The organism is Thermoanaerobaculia bacterium, from assembly GCA_018057705.1.
Taxonomy (GTDB): Bacteria; Acidobacteriota; Thermoanaerobaculia; order Multivoradales; family JAGPDF01; genus JAGPDF01.
The window spans coordinates 1-25,314 of the sequence record JAGPDF010000012.1 but is presented as its reverse complement, the minus strand read 5'-3'; the positions used below and the strand labels follow the sequence as shown (position 1 = coordinate 25,314).

18 protein-coding genes are annotated in these 25,314 nt (G+C 70.2%); 7 read left to right on the top strand and 11 right to left on the bottom strand.

The window, feature by feature from the left end; translation table 11 throughout:
* Positions 1-1,781 (bottom strand): CRTAC1 family protein (locus tag KBI44_05695; protein MBP9143957.1); only part of this gene is annotated, 1,781 nt, incomplete at its 3' end.
* Between the two features lie 116 nt (positions 1,782-1,897).
* On the opposite strand from KBI44_05695, the gene KBI44_05690 reads away from it, so the two are divergent.
* The 3 genes from KBI44_05690 (at position 1,898) to KBI44_05680 (ending at position 6,363) form a co-directional block, all read left to right on the top strand.
* A complete protein-coding gene (locus KBI44_05690) occupies positions 1,898-2,110 on the top strand; it encodes an alkylphosphonate utilization protein (GenBank protein MBP9143956.1) in 213 nt (70 codons plus the stop codon).
* A 103-nt stretch (positions 2,111-2,213) separates the two neighbouring features.
* Complete coding sequence (locus KBI44_05685) at positions 2,214-4,889, top strand: hypothetical protein (GenBank protein ID MBP9143955.1); 2,676 nt, start codon at positions 2,214-2,216, stop codon at positions 4,887-4,889.
* Positions 4,890-5,028: 139 nt separating this feature from the next.
* On the top strand, positions 5,029-6,363 hold the full coding sequence (locus KBI44_05680; GenBank protein MBP9143954.1) for a M20/M25/M40 family metallo-hydrolase: 1,335 nt from the start codon (positions 5,029-5,031) through the stop codon (positions 6,361-6,363).
* 58 nt (positions 6,364-6,421) lie between these two features.
* Here the strand turns inward: KBI44_05680 and KBI44_05675 are convergent, their stop codons facing one another.
* The 7 genes from KBI44_05675 to KBI44_05645 all read right to left on the bottom strand — a co-directional run bounded on the left by KBI44_05675 (position 6,422) and on the right by KBI44_05645 (position 16,534).
* A complete protein-coding gene (locus KBI44_05675; protein MBP9143953.1) occupies positions 6,422-7,999 on the bottom strand; it encodes a hypothetical protein in 1,578 nt (525 codons plus the stop codon).
* A gap of 151 nt (positions 8,000-8,150) precedes the next feature.
* A complete protein-coding gene (locus KBI44_05670) occupies positions 8,151-8,915 on the bottom strand; it encodes a ceramidase domain-containing protein (GenBank protein ID MBP9143952.1) in 765 nt (254 codons plus the stop codon).
* A gap of 48 nt (positions 8,916-8,963) precedes the next feature.
* On the bottom strand, positions 8,964-11,363 hold the full coding sequence (locus KBI44_05665; GenBank protein MBP9143951.1) for an EAL domain-containing protein: 2,400 nt from the start codon (positions 11,361-11,363) through the stop codon (positions 8,964-8,966).
* A gap of 135 nt (positions 11,364-11,498) precedes the next feature.
* Entirely contained in the window at positions 11,499-12,773 is a 1,275-nt protein-coding gene (locus tag KBI44_05660) for a DUF1554 domain-containing protein (GenBank protein MBP9143950.1), read from the bottom strand.
* 121 nt (positions 12,774-12,894) lie between these two features.
* On the bottom strand, positions 12,895-13,326 hold the full coding sequence (locus KBI44_05655; GenBank protein ID MBP9143949.1) for a chaperone NapD: 432 nt from the start codon (positions 13,324-13,326) through the stop codon (positions 12,895-12,897).
* An 83-nt stretch (positions 13,327-13,409) separates the two neighbouring features.
* Positions 13,410-15,944 carry a serine/threonine protein kinase gene (locus tag KBI44_05650; protein MBP9143948.1) on the bottom strand — a complete coding sequence of 845 codons (2,535 nt, stop codon included), beginning with the start codon at positions 15,942-15,944 and terminating at the stop codon, positions 13,410-13,412.
* Entirely contained in the window at positions 15,941-16,534 is a 594-nt protein-coding gene (locus KBI44_05645; GenBank protein ID MBP9143947.1) for a sigma-70 family RNA polymerase sigma factor, read from the bottom strand. Before KBI44_05645 ends, KBI44_05650 begins: the two co-directional genes overlap by 4 nt.
* Before the next feature lie 155 nt (positions 16,535-16,689).
* On the opposite strand from KBI44_05645, the gene KBI44_05640 reads away from it, so the two are divergent.
* Positions 16,690-19,005: an FG-GAP repeat protein gene (locus tag KBI44_05640; protein MBP9143946.1), complete on the top strand. Its 2,316-nt coding sequence runs from the start codon at positions 16,690-16,692 to the stop codon at positions 19,003-19,005.
* An 18-nt stretch (positions 19,006-19,023) separates the two neighbouring features.
* On the opposite strand, the gene KBI44_05635 is transcribed toward KBI44_05640, so the two are convergent.
* Together KBI44_05635 and KBI44_05630 are read right to left on the bottom strand one after the other, a co-directional pair.
* Positions 19,024-19,509 carry a heme-binding domain-containing protein gene (locus KBI44_05635; protein ID MBP9143945.1) on the bottom strand — a complete coding sequence of 162 codons (486 nt, stop codon included), beginning with the start codon at positions 19,507-19,509 and terminating at the stop codon, positions 19,024-19,026.
* 98 nt (positions 19,510-19,607) lie between these two features.
* Positions 19,608-20,480 carry a class I SAM-dependent methyltransferase gene (locus KBI44_05630; GenBank protein ID MBP9143944.1) on the bottom strand — a complete coding sequence of 291 codons (873 nt, stop codon included), beginning with the start codon at positions 20,478-20,480 and terminating at the stop codon, positions 19,608-19,610.
* A 125-nt stretch (positions 20,481-20,605) separates the two neighbouring features.
* Here KBI44_05630 and KBI44_05625 point away from each other — a divergent pair, with 125 nt between their 5' ends.
* The 3 genes from KBI44_05625 to KBI44_05615 all read left to right on the top strand — a co-directional run bounded on the left by KBI44_05625 (position 20,606) and on the right by KBI44_05615 (position 23,425).
* Positions 20,606-21,532 carry a glycosyltransferase gene (locus KBI44_05625; GenBank protein ID MBP9143943.1) on the top strand — a complete coding sequence of 309 codons (927 nt, stop codon included), beginning with the start codon at positions 20,606-20,608 and terminating at the stop codon, positions 21,530-21,532.
* A gap of 10 nt (positions 21,533-21,542) precedes the next feature.
* A complete protein-coding gene (locus tag KBI44_05620) occupies positions 21,543-22,868 on the top strand; it encodes a glycosyltransferase family 4 protein (protein MBP9143942.1) in 1,326 nt (441 codons plus the stop codon).
* A gap of 107 nt (positions 22,869-22,975) precedes the next feature.
* Positions 22,976-23,425 carry a hypothetical protein gene (locus KBI44_05615; GenBank protein ID MBP9143941.1) on the top strand — a complete coding sequence of 150 codons (450 nt, stop codon included), beginning with the start codon at positions 22,976-22,978 and terminating at the stop codon, positions 23,423-23,425.
* Positions 23,426-23,496: 71 nt separating this feature from the next.
* Here the strand turns inward: KBI44_05615 and KBI44_05610 are convergent, their stop codons facing one another.
* On the bottom strand, positions 23,497-25,074 hold the full coding sequence (locus KBI44_05610; protein MBP9143940.1) for a hypothetical protein: 1,578 nt from the start codon (positions 25,072-25,074) through the stop codon (positions 23,497-23,499).
* Between the last annotated feature and the right edge of the window lie 240 nt (positions 25,075-25,314).

Sequence of the window (25,314 nt, the reverse complement as noted above, 5' to 3'; positions counted from 1 at the left end):
CCGCGCCGCAAGGTGGCGTAAGCGCCCAGCGGTGGGGGCGGGAAGCGCTCCGCGCGGCCGTCGGGCCAGGTGACCTCCACCGCCTCGAGGTCGGAGCCTCCGGCCAGGCCGAAGAGCAGCCGCGGGTCGCTCGCCGAGGCGTAACTGCCGTCGCTGTGAACGCGACGCAGGAGTGGCGGTGCGGCGCGCCGGCGCAGGACTGCCGTCGCGCCGAGCTCGTCGCGCCGGCCGCTCGGGTCGGTCAGGCGCAATCCGACCCAGGCTGAGGTTGGGGCGACCGGGCTTTCGTCCAGCAGCAGCCGCGCGCGCTCGTGACTGTCGACGATGACCAGGTCGAGATCGCCGTCGTTGTCGACGTCGCCGGCCGAAAGCCCGTGGGAGGTCGCGCGCCGCGCCCAGGCCGCCCCCGCGTGGGCCGAGATCTCGACGAAGCGGCCGTGGCCGTCGTTGCGAAAGAGCTGCCCGGGCTGCCCGAGTCCCAGTGGGTCGACCGGCTGTCCGCCGGTCTCGGCGAGCCGCACTGCGCCGGAGACCGTCGCCAGGTCGAGGTCGCCATCGCGGTCCGGGTCGAGCCAGGCGGTGCCGAACGAGGTCCACGGGCGACTCGGCGGTCCCAGTCCCGAGACCAGCGAGCGATCGTCGAACAGGCCGTCGCTGTTGCGATAGAAGGTATTGGTCTCGCCGGTGAGATGCGTGAGCAGCAGGTCTTCGTGGAGGTCGCCGTCGGCGTCTCCGATGGCGATTCCCATGCTCGCCTCCGGCAGACCACCGCGGTTCACGGCGACGCCCGCGGCGAGCCCGATTTCAGTGAAGCGGGTGCGGCCTTCCTGGCTGCCCCCGAGGTTCTTCCACAGGTGGTTGGGCTGGCCGTCGTTGGCGACGAGCAGATCGACCCAGCCGTCGCCGTCGAAGTCGGCGGCGACCACCCCGAGGCCGGGCTGCGGTGCGTGCTCGCCGAGCCCGACCGCGCCCTCTTCGACGAACGTGCCGTCACCACGGTTGAGGTAGAGCAGATCGCGCTGGGGACGGAAGGCCTGCGGGCCACAGTAGTCGCGCCGTGAGCTCGGCGCGAAACAGGGAACGGGGGGCGCGAGCGGATAGTCGACATAGCGCGCCACGAAGAGATCGAGGTCGCCGTCACGCTCGGCGTCGAAGAAGGTCGCTGAGATCGCCATGCCCGTGCCGTCACCGCGAACGCCGGCCTGCGTCGCGATCTCCTCGAAGCGAAGGCCGCGAGCTCCGCGCCGGTCGCTGACGTTGCGCAACAGCCGGTTGCCGCCGAAACCGGCGACGAAGAGGTCGACGTCGCCGTCGCCGTCGATATCGCCGGTCGCGACGCCCATGCCGTAGAGCGCGACGCCGGCGCCACTCTCGCGGGTGACATCGACGAAGCGGGCGCGTCGCCGCCCGTCGGGCCCGGTGACTGGATCGTTGCGATAGAGGCGCGAGCTCTCCGCCCCCGGTTCCGGGCCGGTGTCGCCCAACCGGCCGCCCTGCACGAGGAAGAGGTCGAGGTCGCCGTCCCCCTCGGCATCGAACAACGCCGCGCCGCCGCCCATGATCGCCGGCAGGTGGAGCGCCTCGGCGCCACCGGCGCGATAGGTGAAATCGATTCCGCTGTCCGGCGTGGCATCGACGAAGCGAATCTCGGAGCCTGGCGCGGCGGTTCCGGCAGGCGGCGCCGTCGAGCCCCGCAGCGCCGTGCAGAGAACGACCGCCAGGACGAAAGCGATCCGGACGACGTCGCCAGCGCGCCACCAGAGAAGCCACAGCCTCGACACGGCGAGAGATTATCCCGCTCGGCCGACTCCTGGGCCGCCGCTGGAACTGGCGCTGCCGAGAGCGCCGGCGATGCCGCCTGCACCGCTTGGTACGATACGGCTCAAGGGAGTCACTCATGGAAGTCAAGGACTGTCACGGCAACATCCTCAGCCAGGGCGACTCCGTCCTGGTGATCAAGGACCTGAAAGTCAAAGGCACGTCGGTCACGCTCAAACAGGGCACCAAGATCAAGAACATCCGCCTGACCGAGGACGAAGAAGAGATCGCCTGCAACACCGACAAGGTGAAGGGTCTGATCTTGAAGACCTGCTTCCTCAAGAAGGCCTGACCGCATCCGGTGCGGCCACCGGCCGCGCCCCGCCCGCAGGGCTCACCTGCCGATGTCCATTTCCGGTCGTACCTTTCGCCACCAGGGGAAAGGAGACCTCACTGTGCCCATCTCGAGCTCTTGCCGCGGGACGACCTGCCGCCGCGCGCCCCTTCTGCTGGCGCTGCCGATCTGCCTTGCGATGCTGGCGAGTCCGGGCGGCCTCGGCGCTCAGGCGCTGCTGGTCGAAGACATCAACACGGCCGGGAACGCGGCTGCAGGCTGGGCGAGCTTCGACGACGAAGTCGCCGTAGTCGGCCTCCTCTATTTCTTCTCCGGCGACGACGGCCTGACCGGCCTCGAGCCCTGGGTACTCCACCTCGACACCGGGCTGGTCGAGCAGCTCGCGGATCTCTTCCCCGGCCCGACCGGCTCGTCGCCGGATCAGTTCGTGGTCATCGGTTCGCAGGTCCTCTTCGTGGCGAACTCGCCCGGCGCCGGGAGAGAGCTCTGGGTCACCGACGGTACCCCCGGCGGAACATTGCTCGTCGAGGACATCGCCCCCGGCACCGCGAGCTCAATCCCCTCGGGGCTCTTCCCGATCGGCGCCGGCCGGGCCGTCCTGAGTGCCAATGACGGGCTCCTGGGTGCCGAGCTCTGGGTTACGGACGGCACTGCCGGGGGCACGACGATGGTCGCGGACATCAACCCGGGGCTACCCGGCAGCGCTCCCGGTCAGTTCGCTGCGGCTGGCGGCATCCTCTTTTTCCGCGCCGGCGACTCGACCGCCGGCACCGAGCTCTGGCGCTGGACGGTCGGCGGCGTGAGCCTGGTCAAGGACATCGAACCGGGCACGGGTTCGGGATATCCGTCCGGGCTCTATGCCGTCGGCGCCAATGTCGTCTTCTCCGCCTGCACGGTCGCCTCCGGCTGCGAACCCTGGGCGAGCGACGGCACCGGTGCCGGAACGGTCCAGCTCGCGGACATCCACCCCACCGAGGCCTCGTACCCCGCGAAGTTCCTCTGGCACCCGGGCCTTGCGCGGCTCTTCTTCACCGCCGACGACGGCGTTCACGGGCTCGAGCTCTGGCAGCGCCTGGGCGGCGTCACCAGCCGGGTCACCGACCTCGCGGCCGGGTTGGACGATGGGCGCCCCAGCGGTCTTGCAGCCCTGGGGACCAAGCTGGTCTTCACCGGCGACGACGGCGGCTTCGGAACGCGGCTCTTCACCTACGACGGCGCGACCGTGGTGCAGATCCAGAATCTGTCGACCGCGGGAACGTCGAGCAATCCCGAGCACACGCTGGTGTGGAACAGCCGCGTCTACTACCTGGAGAACGGCAGCTGCTGGCACACCGACGGCACGGCGGCCGGTACCCTCGAGTGGGAGGCTTCGTGCGTCTCCGGCCCGGCCTTCGCCATCGGGAATGGCCGCCTGCTCTACGGCAAATTCGACGCCGGCGCGCGCGAGCTCTGGTCGATCGACAGCGCCGACGTCGAGATGCCGGAGACCGACCTCGCGACCTACTCTTCGAGCCCCGCGGAGTTCGTCTGGCTCGGCGAGACCGTCTTCTTCTCGGCGGACGACGCGGTTTCCGGGCGCGAGCTCTGGGTGTCGGACGGTACGCCGGCCGGGACGGAGTCGATCGACCTCAACGTCGGCGCCGCGGCCTCGTCGCCCTCGAGATTCACGCAGTTCGAGGGCGAGATCTGGTTCAACGCCACGACTGCAGCGACCGGATCCGAGCTCTGGCACAGCGACGGTACGGCCGGCGGCACCGAGCTCTTCGAGCTTCGCCCGGGGAGCTCCGGGAGCGCTCCTTCGCGGCTCGTCGTCCTCGGTTCGAGTCTCTTCGTCGTCGCCTACGACGATGTGCTCGGCGAGCAGCTCTTCCGCATCGCCGACGCCGGCTCTCCGGCATTGATGCTCGATTTCGCCAACGAGCAGGGCCTTTCGCCCGAGCAGTTGATCGCCGCGGGAAACCGGCTCTTCTTCATCGGCGAGGCCGCAGCGACCGGCCGGGAGCTCTTCACCATCGACGAAGACGACGCCGCGCCCACCCCGATCGAGATCGTGCCGGGAGCCGGCGATCCCACCCAGCTCGACGAGCTCGTCGCATGGAACGGCGCGGCCTATTTCATGGCCGACGATGGCGCGACCGGCCGACAGGTCTGGCGCAGTGACGGCGTCACCGTCGCGCAGGTCTCGAATCTCTCCGGCGGCTATTCGCCGAGCGAGCTCACGGCCGGGCCGGGCGGCGTCTACTTCGTCTACGACGAGCCGGCTTTCGGCGCGGAGGTCTGGAAGACCGACGGCGTCACGACCCAGCGCGTCACCGACATTCACCCGGCGGGCGGCGACGCCTATCCGAGCTTTCTGACCTCGGCCGGCGCGCGCCTCTACTTCTCGGCCCAGGACCCGACGGGCGGCTATGAGCTCTGGTCGACCGACGGCAGCCAGGTGGAACGGGTCGCCGACCTGGTGCCCGGCCTCGGCTCGAGCGGTCCGACCGATCTCGTCGCCGCTGGCAACCGACTGGTCTTCGTGGCCGACGACGGAGTCGCCGGCCGGGAGCTCTGGATCACCGAAGGAACAACCGTTCAGAGGCTCCCCGAGGCGTGGCCCGGAGTCGCCGCCAGCCGCCCGCAGGCGGTCTCTGTCGACCCCGCAGCGACGCGGATCTACTTCTCGGCCTTCGGACCGACGACCTGGCGGGAGCCTTACCGCATCGATCTGCGACTCTTCGCCGATGGCTTCGAGTCCGGAAACTCAGCGGCCTGGTCGTCGACCGCCCCCTGAACGGAGGACCCTCGGCAGACCGCCGCTCGCGCCGAGATGGGTGACACTCCACGGATTTCGAGGCCGCGTCCCCTCCGGTGATCGGCGCCTTGCCGGCGTGGGAAATCAGTAAACTGTCACCGGTCTCTCGGAGGTTGGCATGCGCCATCGATCACCCGGTTCACTCGCTGCGCTCGCCCTCGTCCTCACGGGGGCAGCGGCCGCTCCTTCGCCGCTGCGTGCTGCCGGGCTGAGCGCCGTCGAACAGCGGCTCGTGGCGCGCATCGAAGCCAACCGGGAACGGGCGATCGATCTTCTGCGCCGGGCGGTCGACCAGCCGAGCGCGACCGAGAACCTCGACGGCGTCCGCAAGGTCGGAGCGATCTTCGCCACCGAGCTCGCCGGGGCGGGCTTCGAGACGCGCTGGGTCGGAATGCCGCCCGAAGTCGGCCGCGCCGGGCATCTGGTTGCCGAGCACCCGGCGGGCGGCAGGGACCCGCAGGGCGCCCGCGGACCGCGCCTTCTGTTGATCGGCCATCTCGACACCGTCCTCGAGGGCGAGCCGTTCCGCCGCGACGGCGAGCGCGCGTTCGGCAGCGGAGCTTCCGACATGAAGGGCGGCAACGTGGTCCTCGTCGAGGCGTTGCGGGCGCTCGCCGAAGAAGGTCTTCTCGCGGGCCACCAGGTGATCGTGGTGCTGACCGGCGACGAGGAGGATCCGGGCGAGCCGTACACCGTGAGCCGCGAGCCGCTGGTCGAGGCGGCGCGAAAGAGCGATATTGCGCTGGCCTTCGAAGGCTACGTGCCGGGCGTGGCGGTCGTCGGGCGCCGCGGCATCGCGTCGTGGCGCCTCGAGACTTCCGGTTCGACAGGGCATTCGTCGCGCATCTTCGGGCCCGAGCGCGGCGACGGCGCGATCTTCGAGATGGCGCGCATCCTCGCAGCCTTCCGCAGCGAGCTGCCGGAGCCCTACCTGACGTTCAATCCGAGCGTCGTGGTCGGCGGCACGAGCGCCGAGCTTCCGGCGGCGAGCGCGGCGGGCAGCGCCACCGGCAAGCACAACGTCGTGGCGGCGAAGACGATCGTCGAGGGCGACCTGCGGTTCCTGACCGCCGAACAGCGGAAGCGCGCCGAGGGGCGGATGCGCGCCATCGCGGCGGACTCCTCGGCGCAGACCGCGGCCGCGATCACCTTCTTCGACGGCATGCCCTCGATGGCCCCGACCGCCGGCAATCGCGAACTGCTCGCCGTGCTCGACCGGGTGAGCCGCGACCTCGGCACCGGTCCGATCGTCGAGCACGATCCGAACGAGCGCGGCGCCGGCGACATCTCCTTCGTCGCCCATCTCCTGCCGGGGCTCGACGGCCTGGGTGCCCTGGGCGAGAAGGAGCATGCCCCGGGGGAGTCGATCGATCTCGCCGAGCTGCCGCGCCTGGTGGAGCGTGCGGCGCTGCTCGTTCACCGCCTGGCGGAGGCGACCGTACCTCTCCCGTGAGGCGAGTGGAGTCCGCCGGCTGGCGCGCTCTCCTGCTGCCCATGGCCACGTCCGGCGATCAGCAGACCTTTCCCCAGTCCCGTTTTCGCGCTTCGATCCAGTCATCCACCTCTTTCAGGCGCTCGCCGGCCCGTCCGACGATTTCGGCGTCGGGGTGGAGGACGAGCCGCTCGAGGCCCTCGCGGTAGGCGTCGAAACTGGGGTGGCAGAGGTCGAGGCTCGTGGTGTAGGTGAGGAAGTTGAGCAACTGCCGTGCGGCCGTCTTGGCCGTCTCGCCGCGCGCCGGGTCGAGCGTCGCCAGCCGGGCGGCTTCCCCGAGCACCGGCGCGAGCGCGGGCTTGCCCATCGGGAACTCCGCGCCCAGCGTCTGCTCGACGACGCGGGCGAAAGCCTCGTCGTCGAGGCGGGAGAGCGCCGCGGTGAAGCGCGCTTCGAGCTCACGCCAGGCCGCGTTGCCATTCACGAGCCGCTTCGCCGGGCGGGAGAGATCGGCGAGCGCCAGGGTCGAAGCGAAGCGCGAGCCTGCGAGGTCGATCCGCAGCCGGCGGTCGAAGGAGGGTCCGGGTCCGGCCGGTTCGGCGCCGGGCAGCACCTGGCTCGAGCCGACCTTGCCGAGCAGGGCGTTACTCTCGAGTGCGCCCGGCGACAGCCGCTCGAGAACCTCGAGGTAGCGCACCCCCCAGAACGGCAGCAGGGCGAGCGGCACCCACACGAAGTAGTGGCGATGGCGCGGCGCGACGCCGCGCGACAGCAGGCGCGTGCCGACCCACCAGAAGGGCAGGCCGAACGGCAGGACGAGCACCAGTGAGAAGAAGAGCTCGGCGAATCCGTTGCCGCCCGAGGGCGGCAGACCGGAGAGCGCGTCAGCGACGAAGATGCGCTGCGGATTCGAAGGGCGGAAGCGCACCGGCAACGACGCCGCATCACTCTCGCGACGCGTCCAGTCGCCGATCAGGAGGTCGGCCGGCCGGTCGAGATCGGCGAGGGCGTTGGCGAGATAGGTCTCGTTGTTCCAGCCAGTGTGGCTCTCGAGGAGCGCCGTCTCGCTGTCCGACCAGAGAAGGTCGAAGCCGGGCGAGGCCTCTGCGTCGGCTTTCCAGCGGAATCGCCATGCCGGCGTGACCGCGGGCGGGGCGTAGAGGAGCGCGGCCGAAGCCGCCCACTGATGGAACGACTCGAGCCCCCCCCCGTGGGGGAGATAGCGCACCCGAATCCTGCCGTCGGGAGAGATCGCCTGCGCCGGAACGACCGCTTCCCCGGGCTCGAACGAGAGCAGGACCGACGGCACCACGCGTTGCGTGCCGTCGTACCTGCCGGAGATCAACCGGAGCTCGACGCGTTCGACTCGCGCTTCGGCGGTGGCGGTGGCCGTGGTGCGATACCAGGCGGCTCGCACCATGGTGTCGAGTTGGCGGTGCACGAAGACGAACCAGGGCGCCCCCAGCGCCACCAACAGACAACCGAGGACCCAGCTACCGCGCCCCAGCAGAAGCCGCAGGACGAGTACCAGGGCCTCGGCCCAGAGTGGCCGGGGGGCGGACGGCAGCCGGCGCTCGATCCACAGCTCGAGCCGGTCGAGCCCGGCGGCGGGATCGGGCAGTCCCTCTTCCTCGGCGCGCCGGCGTCGGCTCCTCAAAGAGATCTTCCACCCGGGCCGGCTGGTCGCATCCTCATCGCAAGGGAAGACGCAGAATACCGCCGGTGAGCGACATGTGGAGGGGTTGGGCGCTGTCTCGCCTTCCGCTCAGCGACGAACGAGATGGGGACGCAGCCGGTTCCACGTCGGGTCAGTCGGCCGCGTGGCGCGGGCGCAGCGCGGCGAGGAGGGCGCAGAGCACGGCGCACGCCGCGATGAGGTGCTTGAGGCTGTGGCCGCTCAGCAGCGCCGTGGCCTCGTAGAGTGCGCGGTCGTGCGCCTCGGCCTGCTTGGCGAGCAGATAGATCGCGAGCGTCGCCCAGAGCCAGGCGCTGCGCAGCCCGCCGGCGCCCGGACCGGTCAACAGGATGAGCGGGATGAGCAGCATGGGCAGGAACTGGACGACGAAGTAGGGGCGCAGGTCGCCCGCGCCCTGCAGTTCGGTCGCGTACCAGTAGGCGACCGACGCCGCGCCCAGCCCGAGGAGCGGCCAGAGCGCGCGCCGACCGAGGCTCTCCTGAAGCCGGTCGCGCACGATCAGGCTGAAGAGCGCCATGAAGCCGACGGTCATCGGCAGCCGGTCCCAGACCAGCGAAGCGTTCGAAGGGGCGAGGTGGTAGAACGCCGAGCCGAAGGCGACGAGCGCCACTCCGGAAGCGAAAACCAGGACCTCGAGACGCAGGTCCGGCCGGCGCAGGCGTCCGAGCCGAGCGAGTCCGAAGGCGCCGACGAGCAGGAACGGCAGGTTCGTGGCCACGTTCCAGAAGTTGGGCACCCCGGCGATCACGCGGGCGTCCGCGAACAGGTGGTAGGCCGGGTCCTGCGCGAACGGTGGCCGGGTGAACGCCAGCAACAGGCCGGCAGCGAGGGCCGCACCGACGATTCCCAGACGCCAGCGTTGTCGCCGCTCGCTCATTGCGTTCCGAGGGCGAAGCATAGACCGGCGCGATTCGAGGCCGGCGGATCAGCTCGCCGGCGGGCGGCTGCGCGGCGCGCCGAGCATCCACGCGACCGCTTCGGCCTCGGCGAGCGCCGGTGTGATCAGGAAGCCCTGGCCGAGGTCGCAGCCCATGCCGGCGAGGAGCTCGAAGGTCTCGAGGTCCTCGATCCCTTCGCCGACCACCTGCCGGCCGAAGCTGTGGCCGAGCTCGATCAGCGACCGCACGATCAGCGCATCTTGCTCGTTGCGGGCCATCTCGTGCACGAAGGTGCGGTCGATCTTGATCTCCGCCGCCGGCAACAGCTTCATCTGGGCGAGCGACGAGTAGCCGGAGCCGAAGTTGTCGATCGACAGGCCGACTCCCGCGTCCAGAGCCGGCCGCAGCAGGGCGGTGGCGTGCTCGGGATCGGCCAGGAGGCTCCCCTCGGCGATCTCGAGAGTGAGCCAGCGCGGCTCGAGGCCGGCGGCGTCGAGGGCGCTGGCGATCGACCGCGCGAGACCGGCGTCGCGCAGGTCGCGCGCCGAGAGGTTGACCGACACCCCGACCTCGAGGCCGGCGTCGCGCCAGCGTCGGCAGGACTGGATGGCGGTCTCGAGCGCCCATTCGGTCACCCGATGCACCAGATTTCCGGCCTCGGCGAGCGGGATGAACTCGTGCGGCAGGAGCAGGCCCAACTGCGGATGCTGCCAGCGAACGAGCGCCTCGGCCCGCCGCACGCGGCCGCCCACGAGCTCCACTTCGGGCTGGAAGTGAAGACGGAACTGGTCGCGGTAGCGCTCGCTCCGCAGGTCCGCCTGGAGAATCAATCGGGCGGGGCTGTGGGCATCGATCTCGGGAGCGTAGACGGCATGGCTCCTGCTCGTTTGCTTGGCGACGTACATCGCGACGTCAGCATGGCGCATCAGCGTCAGCGGGTCGGCGCCGTGATCCGGGCAGAGCACGATGCCGATGCTGGCCGTCACCGTGAGCGGCTGCCCGTCCACGACGAACGGTTCGGCGAGCGCATCGAGGAACGACTCGGCGATCCGGGTGGCGGAGCCGAGGCTCTCGATCTCCGGCAGCAGGATGGCGAACTCGTCGCCGCCGAGCCGCGCCACCGTGTCGGTGGTGCGGAGCCGGCTCTGGAGGCGGCCGCCCACCTGACGCAGCAGCTCGTCCCCGGAGTGATGGCCGAAGGTGTCGTTGACCTCCTTGAAGCCGTTCAGGTCCATGAAGAGAAGCCCCAGGGGTTTCGCGCTGCGGCTGCACTGGAAGGTCCCCTGTTCGAGGCGGTCGTAGAGCAGGAGCCGGTTGGGCAGGCCGGTGAGGGCATCGTGCAGCGCCTGGCGGCGCAGCTGCTCTTCGGCGAGACGGCGCTCGGCGATCTCGTGCTCGAGGCGCTCGTTGGTCTGCAGGAGCTCGGTGGTGCGCTCCCGCACGCGGAGCTCGAGGAGCTCGTTCGCCTGCCGCAGCTCCTCCTCCATGCGCAGGCGCTGGAAGAACTCGGGCACCGGCGCCGCCCGCGACGCCGCCACCGAGGCGGCGAGGAGGCGACCCTGGGTGTCGTCGCCGTCCTCGGTGGCCAGTCGCGCGAGATGCTCCTCGATCCGCGACGGCGGCGCCATGATGAACCGGCAGCAGCGGCCGCCGGAGGCGATGCACTCGATCTCGGCCGACACCAGCGGGATGCCGAAGCTCTCCGCGCACCAGCCGGAGGAGTAGCCGGCACTCATGATGCAGACGGGGGTGTCGCTGTGGCGGCCCCTCTCCAGCCAGGCGTGCGACTCGAAGGAGAACGGATGCTCGAAGTGCATCTGGAAGTCGTCGTCGGCCGACGGCCGCGAGTCGGGCAGGATCCGCACGGAGGCCCAGCCGGAGAAGGCGAAGTGCACCGGCCCCGCGGAGAGACGCTCGATCGGATCGGTGACCCCCATCTTCTCGTGGAAGCGGCGCGCGTCGGCCTTGCCGATGGCATGCGCGAAGTCGAACAGCAGATTGTTCGCGACACTGCGCGCCTCGGCGGGCTCGCGGTCGGCGAAGAGCGACATCACCAGCTCGACGAACTCGACCGACATCGAAGCGGCGCGCAACAGGACGTAGCGCTCGCCGGCGATCGAGATCGTCGCCTCGTCCGGGCGGTGGATGCGGTCGCTGAAGTAGCGCGCTACGTACTCCTGGGACCGGAGGAAGACCGAAGCGATCTCGGGCGGAACGCTGACCGTCGAGAGGCGGGTGCGGAAGCGGTCCCAGTCGGCAGCGGGGTCGCCGGTGGCATCTGCACCGGAATCCGGCGCGAGGTTCAAGCGTCCGCGCAGGGCGAGGACCTCCGCCGCCAGACGCTCGCGGCTCCAGTCCTCCAACTCGGGCGGGAGCGAATCGCCGGGCTTCCCGATACCGTCGCTCACCTTGCGCTCACTGTCGGCGCTCCGAAGCGGAAGCAGCATAGCCCGAAGTCGGTTTCCTGGATGCCAACCGCGGCGGAGCGGGTCGGCCGGTCTCGAAAGGACGGTCCGGGCTGCCGCAGTTCCAGGGCTTCGGCGGGCGGATCTCGGCCTGCCTGCCCGCCCTGCCTGCCCGCGCTACGGCTGCAGATCGCTCCAGCGCGTGAGGCTCTGGCCTTCGAAGTCGTCCCAGAAGAGGGTGACAACGGTCGAGAAGCAGTAGAGCCCGAGGAAGTTCAGATCGCAGGAGTTCTGTCCGTTCACGGACCAGGAAGGGCTGAGGAACTGCGCGGCCCCGGTCTGGGCGGACACGCCGGTCGTCGGATCGAGCCAGTCGCCACAGCTCTGTCCGTCGAGCGTGCCGTCGGTTCCGGAGCCGGTCCAGGTACCGCCGAAGGAGACGCTGCCGGAGAGTCGGAGGATCGGCGTGGCGAGCCGGCCATCCGACAGGTCGTCGAGGTCTGCGGCGATCTCGATGCCGTCGGGGCGACGGTAGGGCGCCGGCGGCGGCAGCGTGGCGCCGCCGCAACCGTCGGCGCGAGTGCCGGTCAGGCCCTGGATACGGCAGAAGGCGTCGGTGGTCGAGGTCGAGAGCCAGGCCCGGAAGCTCTCGGGCGCCGGCAGTCGGCCGTTCTCGGCCTCCTTCCTACAGACCTCGTCGCCGGCGGCGATGCCGGTTTCGCCGTTGGCGAGCGCCCAGCTTCCGAGTTCGCCGCTGCCGACGCTCGCCGATACGAACGCCAGGTACCCTGGGTCGCTCGGCAAGGGGACCGGGTCGCCCACCCCGGTTTCGAAGCAGAGCAGCTTTTGAGAGCCGCCGCAGGCAGTGGTCGGACCGGTGCCGAAGGCCAGCGTCTCCACCCGGCCGGCGGCGCCCGCTCCGGTCGCGACCTGGAACCCGGTGCAGCTCGACGCAGTGAGCGCGCCGGAGGAGCTGGAACCGGTCCAGATGCGCGTCAGGACGGAAGCGACCTCGGCGCCGGTCTCGAGGATGCTGGCTGGGACATAGGGTGTCGCGGAGCCGCTCGAGATCTGGGCGAGCGATGCGGCGAACAGCTTGCCGTCGGTTCGCACCCAGGGGCCGCCGCCGATCTCAGCGCCGCCGGCGCAGGCCGGGATGTCCGACCGCTTGCCGGTGAGACCCTGAACGTTGCAGTAGGCGTCGGTACCGAGGTCCGAGAGCCAAGCCCGAAACGTCTCGCTGCCAGGAGAGAGGCCGGCATTCTCGGCGAGCGTCTGGCAGACCTCGTTGGCACCGGCGACGCCGTCGAGGTCGGTAGCTGCCCAGCTCGCGAGGTCGCCGTTCCCCGACGCCGAGGTCAGGAAGATCCGCTGGACGCTCGCGTGCGCCGAGGCCGGCCAAGCGATGAGCGCGAGGAGGAAGCACCGGGAGAATCGAGGGGGCGAGGGCATGATGGCGTCACTATCCGTCGAGCGTCCTCCCACAGCCACCCACAAGAGTCAGGGAGCGGGGACAGCCAAGGTGCCTGGAACGCTCCAGGCGGGGGCGGCTGCTCGCGAGCGAGCCGCGGCGTCAGGTTTGTGGGCGGCCGCTCGGGCGAGCCGGAGTCGGGTCAGTCTTCGGGCCGCTCGGGCGAGCCGGAGGTTGCGCGCGGCGTGGGCCGTCCCATCGATCCTGCTCCTGCGGCGACTCGGTGGCATCCCCGGCGCCAGCCGCCTCGTGGTCGACGACGTGGTGGACGAACTCGACGCTGCGGACATGGGGGAGTCGGCCGACCGCGTCGAAGAGGCGCTCTCCTTCGGTGCGGTCGGCGCTCTCGAGGACGGCGACGCAGCGCCCGATGGCCGGGTCGAGATGGTGGACGGCGACGCCCGGTGTCGAGTCGAGGGACTGCCGCACCTCAGTGAGACGCGCCGGCTCGATCGAGATCAGCACGCCGGCATAGTGTCGCACCCGGCACTGTGGCGACTCGGGTGACGGCGGCTCGAACACGTTTTCTCCCACTTCCACGGCATCTCCGAAAGTAGCTCCCTCCCTGCCGATCTGGCACACCCTCCGGGGTGGGGCCGCGGAGGTCTCCGGCCGGGCTAGGGAGGGGGCAAGGTGGGAGGGGTCGGCGCAGCCAGTTGCCTCTCGACGGCGGCGATCCGTGGATCACCGGCGGCATAGGCGGCGCGCAGGATCGGCAACGCCTCTGCGTAGAGCGCCCGCGCCTCCTCGTTCTGCTGCAGGCGGACGAGCAGATCGGCGAGGAAGATCTGCGCTTCCGCCAGGCCGAGATTCGCCGGCTCGAGCGCGGCACGGCTCTGCGTCAAGCCCTCCCGGAGCCACCGCTCGGCGAGCTCGAGCCTGCCCAGCGCGGCGTGGCCGAGGCCGAGGTCGGTCAGGCTCTGGGCCGTGTCCGGGTGGGTTGCGCCGTAGGCCGCCTGGCGGATCGCCAGGGCGCGCTCGAAGAGCGGCAAGGCCTCTTCCGGACGGCCGAGTGTGAGCAGAGCCTCGGCCGCGTTGCGCAGGGGCCAGGCGACCGCCGGATGGTCGGCGCCCAGGGCGGCAGCGTAGACCCCGGCGGCGCGCTCATAGAGCGCGAGGGCCTCACCCTGCCGTTCGAGGGCCACCAGGGTCGTGCCGAGCGAGTTGAGCGCGGTACCGAACTGCATGTGCTCCACGCCCCAGGTGCGCTCCACCAGGTCTCTGGCGCGCTGGTGATGCGGCAGGGCCTCCAGCGGTCGACCCAGCTGCCGCAGAACCTGACCCAGATTGTCGAGCGGAATCGCCACCAGCGGGCTGTCCGCGCCATCGCTGCGCTCGATGATTTCGAGGCTCTCGGCAAAGGCAGCACGCGCCAGTTCGTACTCACCGGCGTCCTGATGAATGAGTCCGAGTAGATTCAGCCAGCGTCCGGTCTCGGAAGACGCCCGGACAGACTCGCTCCGGCGGACAGTGGCGAGGGCGCGCTCGGTCAGGGGACGGGCGCGTTGGAGGTCGCCCGTCATGCGAAAGATCGACCCCAGCGCGGAGAACGCGCGTGCGAGGTCGGGGTGGTCCGGTGGCAGATGCTGCTCGCGCAGCGTCAAGGCACTCTCCAGCCGTCGCTGCGCGCTTTCGAGGTCGCCCTCGGTGCGCTCGAGAACTCCCAGCTCGTAGAGCGACTCTGCCCTGGCGAGGTCGCCGGCGGCGCCGCCGCCGGCGCGCAGCGCGAGTGACTTTTCGAGCAGCGGCCGCGCCGCCTCGAGCAGTCCCAGGTCGCGATGGACGGCGCCGAGAACGCTCAGGAGCTTCGCCTGCACCATCGGTTGCGCGGCGAGGTCGCGTTCGATGCGCTTGGCGCCCTGCTCGAGGATCTCGCGTGCGGTGAGCCTGGCCCCGCGGGTTCGCGCCGGATCGGCGTTCTGGAAGAGCGAGGCGAGAAACTCCGCCACGCTCCGCGCGGTCTCGGCCTCGGCCGCCGCGCGGTCTCGTTCGGCGCGCATCCGCACCGCGGCGACCGCGATCGTGGTCACCAGGAGTGCGACCGCCAGCACGGTCGCGACGAGCGCCCCGCGATGGCGTCCGATGAACTTCGTCGCGCGATAGGCGAGACTGCCGCGCCGCGCGGCGACCGGTCGGCCGTCGAGGTGATGACGCAGGTCGTCGGCGAAGGCATCGACGGTGGCGTAGCGCTCCTGGGGCGACTTGCGCAGCGCCTTGCCCAGGATCGCGTCGAGATCGCCCCGGAGCTCCGGGGCGCGGGCCACCTCCTGGTGCAGCGCGGCCTCCGCCCACTCCTCGGGCGCACCGGTCGGCACGCGATAGGGGCGGCGGCCGGTCAGGAGCTCGAAGAGCACGACGCCGAGCGAATAGACGTCGGTCGCGGTCGTGGTGGCGCCGCCGAGGACCTGCTCGGGGCTGGCGTACTCCGGTGTCAGTGCGCGCAGAGAGGTCCGGGTCGCGCCTTCGGGCCCGTCGACCGGGGTCAGGATCTTCGCGACGCCGAAGTCGAGCAGCTTCGCCTCGCCTCTTTCGGTGACGAGGATGTTGGAAGGCTTGATGTCGCGGTGGACGATGAGATGGCTGTGGGCGTGGGCCACCGCGGCCAGGATCTGCAGAAAGAGGCTGAGCCGTTCCCGGCGCGACAGGTTCCTTTCGGTGGCGAAGTCGAGCAGGGAGCGGCCCTCGACATACTCGAGCACCAGATACGGCTCGCCGCCCGCGCTCTCGCCCCCGTCGAGGAGGCGCGCGATGCCGGGGTGCTCGAGCGCGGCCAGGGCCTGCCGTTCGGCGAGGAAGCGCTCGCGCAGGAGCGGCGACAGCAGCTCGGCATGGACGAACTTCACTGCGACCAGCTTGTCGAAGCTCGCATCGGCACGGCGCGCCAGGAAGACCTCTCCCATTCCGCCCTCGCCGAGCGGGGAGAGCAGCTCCCACGGTCCGACGAGCTCGCCCCGCCGGTCAGCGGCGCCACCCGCCGGCGTTCTCAGGAACTGCGCATCGCGCGCCTCGGCCGCGAGGAGGGAGCGCGCCTCCCGGGCGAGCTCGGCGTCAGCTACCTCCAGAGCTGCGAGGTGCGAGTCGCGCTCGGCCTGGGAGAGCGGCGCGAGACGATCGAAGGCGGCGCGGATCTCGCGCCAGCGTTCGGGGGTCATGGCGCGCCGAGCTCGCGGGCGAGAAAGGCCCGCGCCGAGCGGAAGTCGCGCCCGGCGGTCGCTGTGGAGACTCCGAGTGTCAAGGCGGCCTCCTCGACCGAGAGACCGCCGAAGAATCGCAGCTCGACGAGACGCGCCTGGGCTGCATCGAGCGTGGTCAGCCGCTCGAGCGCCTGGTCGAGGGCCAGAAGGTCGACGCACCGGGTCTGCACCGCGAGGCCGGCCTCCCCGGAGGCGGAGTCGAGCTCGACGAGTGTCGCGCCGCCGCCGCGCTTGTCGCGGGCGCGTCCCCGGGCATGATCGACCAGGAGCCGGCGCATCGCCTGTGCCGCAACCCCGAGGAAGTGCGCGCGATTGCGCCAGTCCACATGTGCCTGGTCGACCAGCTTGAGATAGGCCTCATGCACCAGGGCGGTCGGCTGCAGCGTATGCCCGCCGCGCTCGCGCCGCATCTGGCGCTCGGCGATGCGGTGGAGCTCCGGGTAGATCAGCTCGAGCAGCCGGTCGGCGGCGCCGGCCTCGCCCCGCCCCCATTCGGCGAGCGCGGTGGTGACTGAGCTTCGCCTGGAATCTCCGCCGCCGGCGTTCATTCGTAGGCCCCTGTTCTTGAACGTTGGAGGGAGGGTAGAACCGCCGAACGGCCGTGTCAATCGGGCGATCGCCGGGCATCCTGCAGGCGGCTGATCGCGATCCCGCCGAATTGTCGCGTTCATCCATGAGAAGGCCTCTGACTCGGAGGGTCGCCATGATTCCCACTGCCAAACCCGCTTGCCGCCGCCGCTTCTGCCTCCATGCCACTCTGGGCGCAGTTGCCTGTGTCTTCACCCTGATCGGACCCGCGGCTCGAGCCCAGCTCACCGAGCTCGGCGCGCATGTGCTGACCGAGTGCGCCGCCCCCGGGGACTGCCTCGAGCTCGAGGTCTTCGGGAGCGCCCTCGCGGCGGGCGACTTCGACAACGACGGCTTCGCGGACCTCGCGGTCGGCGTACCGGACGAGAATGTCGGTGGCGACCAGAATGCCGGCGCGGTGCATGTCTACTACGGCTCGCCCGCCGGGCTCACCAGCGTGGGTGAGCAGTTCTTCGATCAGGATACTCCGGGAATTGGCGGCGCTGCCGAGGTTGGGGACTTCTTCGGCAGCACGCTCACAGTAGGCGATTTCGACCTCGACGGCTTTGCCGACCTCGCGATCGGCGCCGCGGCGGAGGATCTCGGAGCGGAGGCGAACGCGGGAGCGGTCTGGGTTCTCTTCGGCTCGTCGGCGGGGCTCGTCGCCACCGGGAGCATCTTCCTCAGCCAGAACACGCTGCCGCCCGGCTCCGCTGAGTCGACCGAGGCCGGCGACTCCTTCGGCAGCTCGCTCGCCGCCTCGGCCAATGGTGGACTCGCGATCGGTGTTCCCGGAGAGAGTTTCTTCCTGCCCAACGAGACGCATGCCGGCCTCGTCCAGCTGCTGAATACCTCGGGGCCGGGGAGCCCGCTGGACTCGGCGAGCGAGAGGGAGCAGAACGACTTTCTCGACGAGTGCGGGGTCTTCGACGGCAACGAGCTCCAGGAGTTCTGGGGCAGGGTGTTGATATTCGGTCGCTTCGGTTCCACCGCCGCTTCGCTCGCTGTCGGTGGCTTCACGGAGAGCTTCGATGGAGTGGCGAGCGCCGGCCGCGTCACGGTCATGTTCGGCTCCACTCTCGGATGCTTCGACCAGGACACTCCCGGAATCCTGGAAGATGCAGAGGAGGAGGACCTCTTCGGCGCCGCCCTGGCCGTGGGGGACTTCGACGACGACGGTTTCGAGGATCTGGCCATCGGAGTTCCGGGTGAAGACCAGCCCACGAGCGGCGATGGCCGCGCCGGCATCGTTCAGGTCCTCTTCGGCAGCGCGAGTGGGCTGTCGGTGAGCGGGGACCAGCTCTTCGGCCAGCTTCAGTTCCCGCTCGGCCAGCCCGGCGGCGACATCAACGATCACTTCGGCGATGCACTGGCCGCCGGCGACTTCGACGGCGACGGTTCGAGCGACCTCGCTATCGGCGTACCGGACGAGGATGTCGGAGACGTCGTCGACGCCGGCACGGCGCACGTGCTCTATGGGAGCCCGACTGGACTGACGACGACGGGGAACCAGACCTTCCACTCCAACTTCCCCGCTGGCATGCCGGACTCGCCGAATACGAACGATGCCTTCGGCGAGACGCTCGCGACAGGGGACTTCGACGGCAACGGCATCGACGACCTGGCGATCGGCATGCCCGGCGAAGGCCTCGGCACCCAGGCCCTGGCCGGCGCTGTGACGGCGCTCTATGGCCTCGACCGCGCCACGGGTGCCTTCGGCACGGCGCGCTTCGGGGGCGGGGCGATGTCGGTCTCCGAAGCGGAGGGGAACCGGATCTTCACCCTCATCCGCGAGGGCGGCGCAGTGCTGGCGGCGTCGGTCTCGCACTCGCGCACCGGCGGCACGGCGGCGCCCGGCGCGGACTTCACCTACGACGCGGACGTCACGAGCTGGGCCCCGGGGGACCTCGGGTTCGAGATCGACTTCGTCCACATCCGCGCCGACACGCTCGACGAGAACGACGAGACGATCGTTCTCCAGCTGTCCGATCCGAGCGCCGGGCTCGCGGTGGGCTCGCCCTCGACGCTCACCATCACGATCGAGGACGACGACGAAGGTGGGATCGTCCAGTTCCCGGGTCCGGTGCAGGTCTTCGGGGAGGGCACCGGCAGCGCCGCGGTCATCGTCACGCGTGGGTCGGGAGCCGCGAGCGGCGTGACCGTAGAGTTCGCGACATCGAACGGCAGCGCGCTCGCCGGGAGCGACTACACTGCGACCTCCGGAACCCTCACCTTCGCGGCCGACGAGACGTCGAAGGTCATCCAGGTGCCGTTGTTCGACGACGGCGTTGCAGAGCCCGCGGAGACCTTTCTCGTCACCCTGACGAATCCGGGAGGCGGAGCGACCCTGGGGACCTTTGCCGTTGTGCAGGTGGTGATCGTCGACAACAACCTCTTCGTCGACGGCTTCGAGACCGGCAATTCCTCACGCTGGTCCAGCACGATTCCCTGACCGGAGGGGGCGCCGACCTCAGTCGTCGTCCCCTTCTTTCTCCGCTTCTCCTCTTCCTGAGACCTTGCCGCCTTCGGTGCCGAGCGTCGCCGCGAGGCCGGCGACGAGCTCGGCCTTTTCGGCCGGCGATAGCCGCGCTTCCGGGTGGAGCGGCAGGTAGACCGGCAGCGGCATTTCGCCCTCCTGCAACTTCTCCGATGCCTCGTTGGCGTCCTTCTGCGGGCGGTTCCATTCCGAGATGTTCAGGTGCTCGCGCCCCTCCTGGACGTCTTTCGCGACCAGCCACGAGACCGGCGCCACCCGCGAGTAGAGGGGCCACTTGGTCTCGTTGCTGTGGCAGTCGGCGCAGGCGCGAAAGAAGAGCTCGCGGGTCCGCGGCGTATCCCATTTCGGCTCCGCGACGACCGCCGGGTTGGTGTGGTTCCAGCCGTACGGAACCAACTGGATCGCGAGAAAGAGGCCGCCTGCGACGAGGAGGGCGAGAGAGGTCTTCGACCGTTTCATGTCGCCATTCTCACCCAGCGAAGTGACGAATCGATGAACCGTCGGCAGGGCTGGCCCCGGGGTCGGGTGGGATCCCGGGAAGGGCGTGCCCGCGAGGCTCAGCGCCCCGGTTTCGGGGTCGCGAGAACGACCGTGTGGAACGAGAGCTGCCCGGCGGCGAGGAGGGCGTCCTCGGCCTCGAGCAGACGGGCGATCGCGGCATCGAAGTCGGCCTGCGGCGACGGCGGGTTGCCGGTCGGGCGGTGCAGGTTGGCGTAGATCACCGACAGGAGGTTGCCGCCGTAGTCGCGCTGCTCGAGAAGGTCGAACTCGCGGGCGATCGCCGGCAGGATTGCGGACGAAGCGACGGCCTCGGTCGGGTCTTCGTAGTTGATCGGCGGCCGGATGCGCCCCACCCGCCGGACGCTCTTCGGCAGGTGGTAGTAGTGCCAGTTCCAGCGCAGCTCGTCGGCGAGCGTCCACTCGTCGCGCGACGGTCCGACGTACTCGTCCAGATAGAGAAGCCCTCCGGGCTTCAGGGCGCGCCGCAGGAGGGCCGCCATCTCGTCGAGCCGGTCGAAGTGGTGGAGTGAGGCGTGAAAGAGGATCGCGTCGAGATCGCGGAGCTTCGCGAGCTCCTCCCAGGCGTCGGCGCAGCGGTAGGCGATTCGCTCCTGCATGCCGGCCGCCTCGGCCGCGCCTCGGGCCTCGGCGACGCAGACCGGCGAGATTTCGATGCCGGTGATCCGGTCCACGAGATCGAGCCGCACGAGATCGCGCTCGAAGTGCCCCATGCCGCAGCCGATGCTCACCGCTTCGTGCCAGCGCGGCAGCCCTGCGAGTCGCTTCGCCAGCCAGCTCGTCGTCCAGGTGTGCGGGTCGCCCGAGATCCGTCGATTGATCCGCTCGCGCACCAGCGGGTGGCTGCCCCAGATCTCTTCGACCCTCGAGTGGGCCTCGATGGAGTCCCAGTAGTTGACCGGCTCGTTCACCGCATCGAACCTAGCAGATATCCCCGGACCGGCAAACCGAAAGTGGCGCGTGCCGGCGGTGTGCGGAGTCTCCCGTCGAGGGCCCCGGCCGGCGCGCTGCGCCTGCGATATCGTCGCCGTCAGTCATGCCCGACTCTGCGTTGTCGCTGGCCGTCGTCATCCCGACGTACAACCGGAGGGCGATACTCGAGCGCACTCTCGACGCGCTGGGCGATCAGTCGCGGCGCGATTTCCGTATCGTCGTCGTCGACGACGGCTCGACCGACGGCACCTGGGAGTGGCTCGAGATGCGGGCGGTGACGGCGCGGCGTCCGTCGCTCTCGATCGTGCGGCAGGCGAACCGCGGCCAGGGGCAGGCCCGCAACCAGGGCCTGCGACAGGTCGAGGAGCCGCTGGTGCTCTTCCTCGGGGACGACATCATCCCGCGCCGCGAGCTCGTCGCCGAGCATCTGGCGGCGCACGCCCGGCTGGGCGCCCGATATCCGCTCCTCGCCGTCGTCGGCTTCACCGACTGGCGGCGGAGCGAGATGGCAGTCACGCCGGCGCTGGAGATGGTGAACCGCGAAGGGCACCAGTTCGGATTCGGTCACATGCAGCCGGAACGCGAGGTGCCGTTCACCTGCTTCTACACCTCCAACATCTCGCTGCCGCGCTCTCTGCTCGGCGACGAGCCGTTCGATCCCGAGTTCGCGGCCTACGGCTGGGAGGACATCGAGCTCGGCTACCGCCTCAGCCTCTCCGGCCTGAAGCTGGTCTACCATCCGGCGGCCGCGGCGGAACACCTTCATCCGATGACGCTCGTCGACCTCTTCGCCCGCCAGCGGCTCGTCGGCCGGGGCCTCCACACGCTCCGCAAGCTCCATCCGGAGCTTAGCCTGGCGCCGCTCCTCTCGGCCGCCGAGCCGCCGCGCTGGTTCGCCGCCGGGAGGCGCTTGATCCCGCCGCTGGTGCCCCTGCTCTCGGCGCTCGACGGCCTCGGTCTGCCGCTCGGCAAGCCGATCCTCCATCGCGTGCTGATGTGCGCCTTCTATCTCGGACAGGCTGCTGCTTGAGAGGCAACGCGTGACGCGCGTCCTTCTCCTCTGTCCGGAGCCCGGGCGCCCGGCGATGGCCGGCGTCGGCATCCGCTTCTGGGAGTTGGCGCGCCATCTCGGCCGCCGGCACGAGGTCCGGCTCGGATTCCCCAACGATCTCGCGGAGCTCGCGGGCGGCGACTCCCGGACGCGCCTCGCCGAGGCCCAGATCGTGCGATACGACAGATCGAACCTCGCGGAGCTCCACCGCTGGTCGCAGGCCGTCGTCCTGCACGCCCACGTCTCGAATCTCTACTTCGACTGCGCGGACCCCCGTGCGCCGCGGCCGCTGGTCGTCGACCTCTACGATCCGTTTCCGATCGAGAATCTGAACTACTTCCCGACTCTGGGGGACGGTACCTACCGCCACGATCGTGCGACCCTCGAACGCCAGCTCCGGCAGGGCGACCTCTTTCTCTGTTCGTCGCCGGAGCAGCGGCTGTTTTACCTTGGCATGCTGTACTCCCTGGGCCGGCTGAATCCCGAGACCTACTTCGCCGACTTCACGCTCGGGAATCTCGTGCGCGAGGTGCCGTTCGGCATCGCGCCACCCGAGCCCTCATCGCCTGACAGCGCCTCCGCCGCTCCGGCGCCGATCCTGCGCGGCGTGGTACCGGGCATCGGCCCCAGCGACCCGATCCTCTTCTTCGGCGGGATCTACGACTGGTACGACCCGATGCTGCTGCTCGCGATCCTGCCCGCCCTGATGGCGCGCTTTCCGACTCTGCGGGTCGTCTTCTCGGCGAATCCCAACGCCGCGTCGACGCCGCAGGGGACCTACGCCGAAGTGCTCGCCGTGGCGCGCGAAGCCGGCTGGCTCGATCGCCACGTCTTCTTCGTGCCCTGGGTCGCCGCGGACAGGCGCTTCGGCCTCTACCGCGAGGCGACGGTCGCGGTGGTCCTCCACCGCCCGCGCTTCGAGGCCGAGATCTCGCTGCGCACCCGCGTCCTCGACTTCCTCGGCGCCGGGCTCCCGGTCGTCGCGACCGAAGGCGGCGCGATGAGCCGCCAGCTGGCGCAGGAGAGGATGGGTCGGGTGGTGCCCGTGGGCGACCCGGCGGCGCTCACCGAGGCGGTGGGCGAGCTGCTCGCCTCGGCGCCGCTGCGCAGCGAGCTCGCCGCGCGCGGGCGCGCCTGGGCGGCGCGCCGCGACTGGGACACCGTCCTCGCGCCGCTCGTCGCGTTCCTCGATGCCCCGCGCATCGACCCCCACAAGGGGCGCTATCCCCCGGGCTCGATTCCTGCCCCGCGCACCGGCGGCCGTTTCAGCCTGGGCGCGCTGCGGGCGCGCCTCCAGGGGCGGGTCGGGAGCTAGCGCCGGTGCGCGCGCTGGCCCCTTTCCGGGGTGCTTCTCGTTATGGAGTTGAGCGCGGCGATTCCGCTGCGCCATCGAACGGGGTCCAGGACCTCGAGGAGACGGCCATGAAGACGCAGCGGCTGGCGGTGCTCGGTTTCGGCGTGGCGATGTCGTGGGTTCTGGGAACGGTCTCGCCGCTTTCGGCGGCACCGACCGAGCTCAAAGGGGCGGCGATCCTTCAGCACGCCTGCGGCAAGGCCTCGGTGCAGCAGATGGGGCTGGTGAACGCCGGCAAGATGGCCGAGGCGGTGAAGCTCGGCACCGCGGAGATGCAGGCCGAGTGGAACGCCATGCCGGCCGAGGACCGCACGATGCTGACCGACATGATGAAGGAGATGTCGGTCACCTCCGCCGAGCTCAAGAAGGACATCGAAACCGGCGGCCTCCTGGTCGTCGACGGCGCCGACGCGACCCTCACCGTCAAGCAGGAGCACAAGGACGAGAACGGCACCAGCACCGGCACCATGACCCAGAAGTTCAAGATCGACGGCGCGAACTGCCGGATCTCGAAGTAGGCGCGTCGCGCCGCGGGCCCAAGGGACGAGGACCCACGCTGAAATCCTAGCGGCAGGCCCCGCCTGCCCTTTCAGTGCTCGGCGAAGGCCGGGGTCGCGTCGCAGGTGTCGAAGGCGGCGGTGTCGAGGGCGGGTGGGAACGGTTCGCCGAGGTTGGTGTCGCGCTCCCAGGTCGCGCCGGTCCAGGTGTCGACGACTTCGAGATGGACCTGGACGTCGGTCAGCCCGGAGGCGAAGACCCAGAAGTTGCCGAAGTCCGGATGCGCGCACGCGTCGACGACCTTGAGGATCAACTCGACGCTCGCGGGGTAGAAGAACCAGAAGGTGCCGCTCTCGCTGGTGAGCGGCGCGGCGTAGCCGACGCCGTCGCGGCCGAGGTGATCATGGTAGGTCGCGGTGACCCGGAACCGGTTGCCCGTAAGACAGAGCGCATGCGGCTCCGTCGCGCAGCCGTCGGCGAAGGTGCCGAGGATGCCGTCGACTCCAGCAGGTGATTCCTCGTCGAGACCGCGCACCCAGGCTACCAGCCAGTGCCCGTCGGCGCTCGTGCCGAGGGCCGGCAGAATGCCTGAAATGTAGCCCGAGTAGAAGCTGACGGCTTCGGGTTCGGAGAGCGCCGCGCCGGTCGCCGCAAAGCGGTAGAAGAAGGTCTGATCGCTGCCGAAGTGCGGCTCTCCCCAGGCAATGAGCGCCCGGCCGGCTCGGTCGACGACGAGATCGAGCGGGCTCCAGCTGTTCGCAGCGGAGGTATGGACTACGAAAGCCGGCTCCGACGGAACGTCCCCAGTGAGCGCGAGAGCTCCGATCGGGACTGGCGCACCCGCTCCGGCCTGGGACTTCCACGCGAGGAGAAAGCGATCGTCGCCGAAGCCTGCGCTGACGAGTTGGGAGAGCCCGCCCTCGCGGACAGCGGTGACCCCCAGAGCGCGGGCCGGCGCCACCGGGTGCCCCTGGGCATCGAGCAGTCGGCCGAAGAGCGAGAAGGTGTCGAAGGCCGATGGGCCGGCGTGGACGCTCTCGCTCCAGCTGGCGAGGACTTTCGTCGCGCTCCCTGCGAGGGTGAAATAGGTGAAGGGCCTGGGGTGCACCGGATCGGAGAGATCGAAGATGGCCGCAGCGCCGGAAGCCGGATCGAGCCGGCGTGCCTGCGCCGTCCCCAGCGGTGAGGTGACCTGAGGCAGATCGAGCCAGCCGGCGACCCAGCCTCCACCGGGTGCCGGCGCGACGGTCAGAAAAGCCGTGCGGCGAAGGGAAGTCGTTGGGGCAGAGATGGCTGCAGGTCCCCAGAGCAGCGCTCCCGCTGGCGAATAGGCCGCGGCGGTGTACTGATCGATGATTTCGGGCTCGCCCAGGTGCGCGATCCAGGCCACCAGCACGTTCTCCGCCGCGTCCACGGTGACCTGCAGTTCGCCGTAGCCGACATTGCCGCTCGCCACCGGTACCCGCGCGGAGACGGGTTGGCCCTCGGAGTCGAAGCGTCGGAGGAAGAGCGCCTGGAGATCCTCCTGCTCCTCGGCGACCCAGGCGATGCTCGACCCGCCGTCGGCGTGGGACGCCACCGCGACCGACAGGGTGTTGAAGGAAACCACGAGGTGCTGCACGTCCGCTGCAGCGGGCGCGGCGCACACCAGCGCCGCAAGAGAGATCACGCAGCTACGAACCGCAGATCCGGCTTTCAGACGGAATGGCATGGCACTGCCTCGGCTTTCCGAAGGTGCAGCGTTGCCCGGTATACGAACGACCCCCGTCGATCGCGGAGACCGGCCTGGCTCGAGAGTACTTCGGGTGAGCTCTGGGCCCGCCGCGCCCCCGGGTGGGGACGACTCCCCTACTCGACGGTGACGCTCTTGGCGAGGTTTCGCGGCTGGTCGACGTCGGCGCCGCGGCGG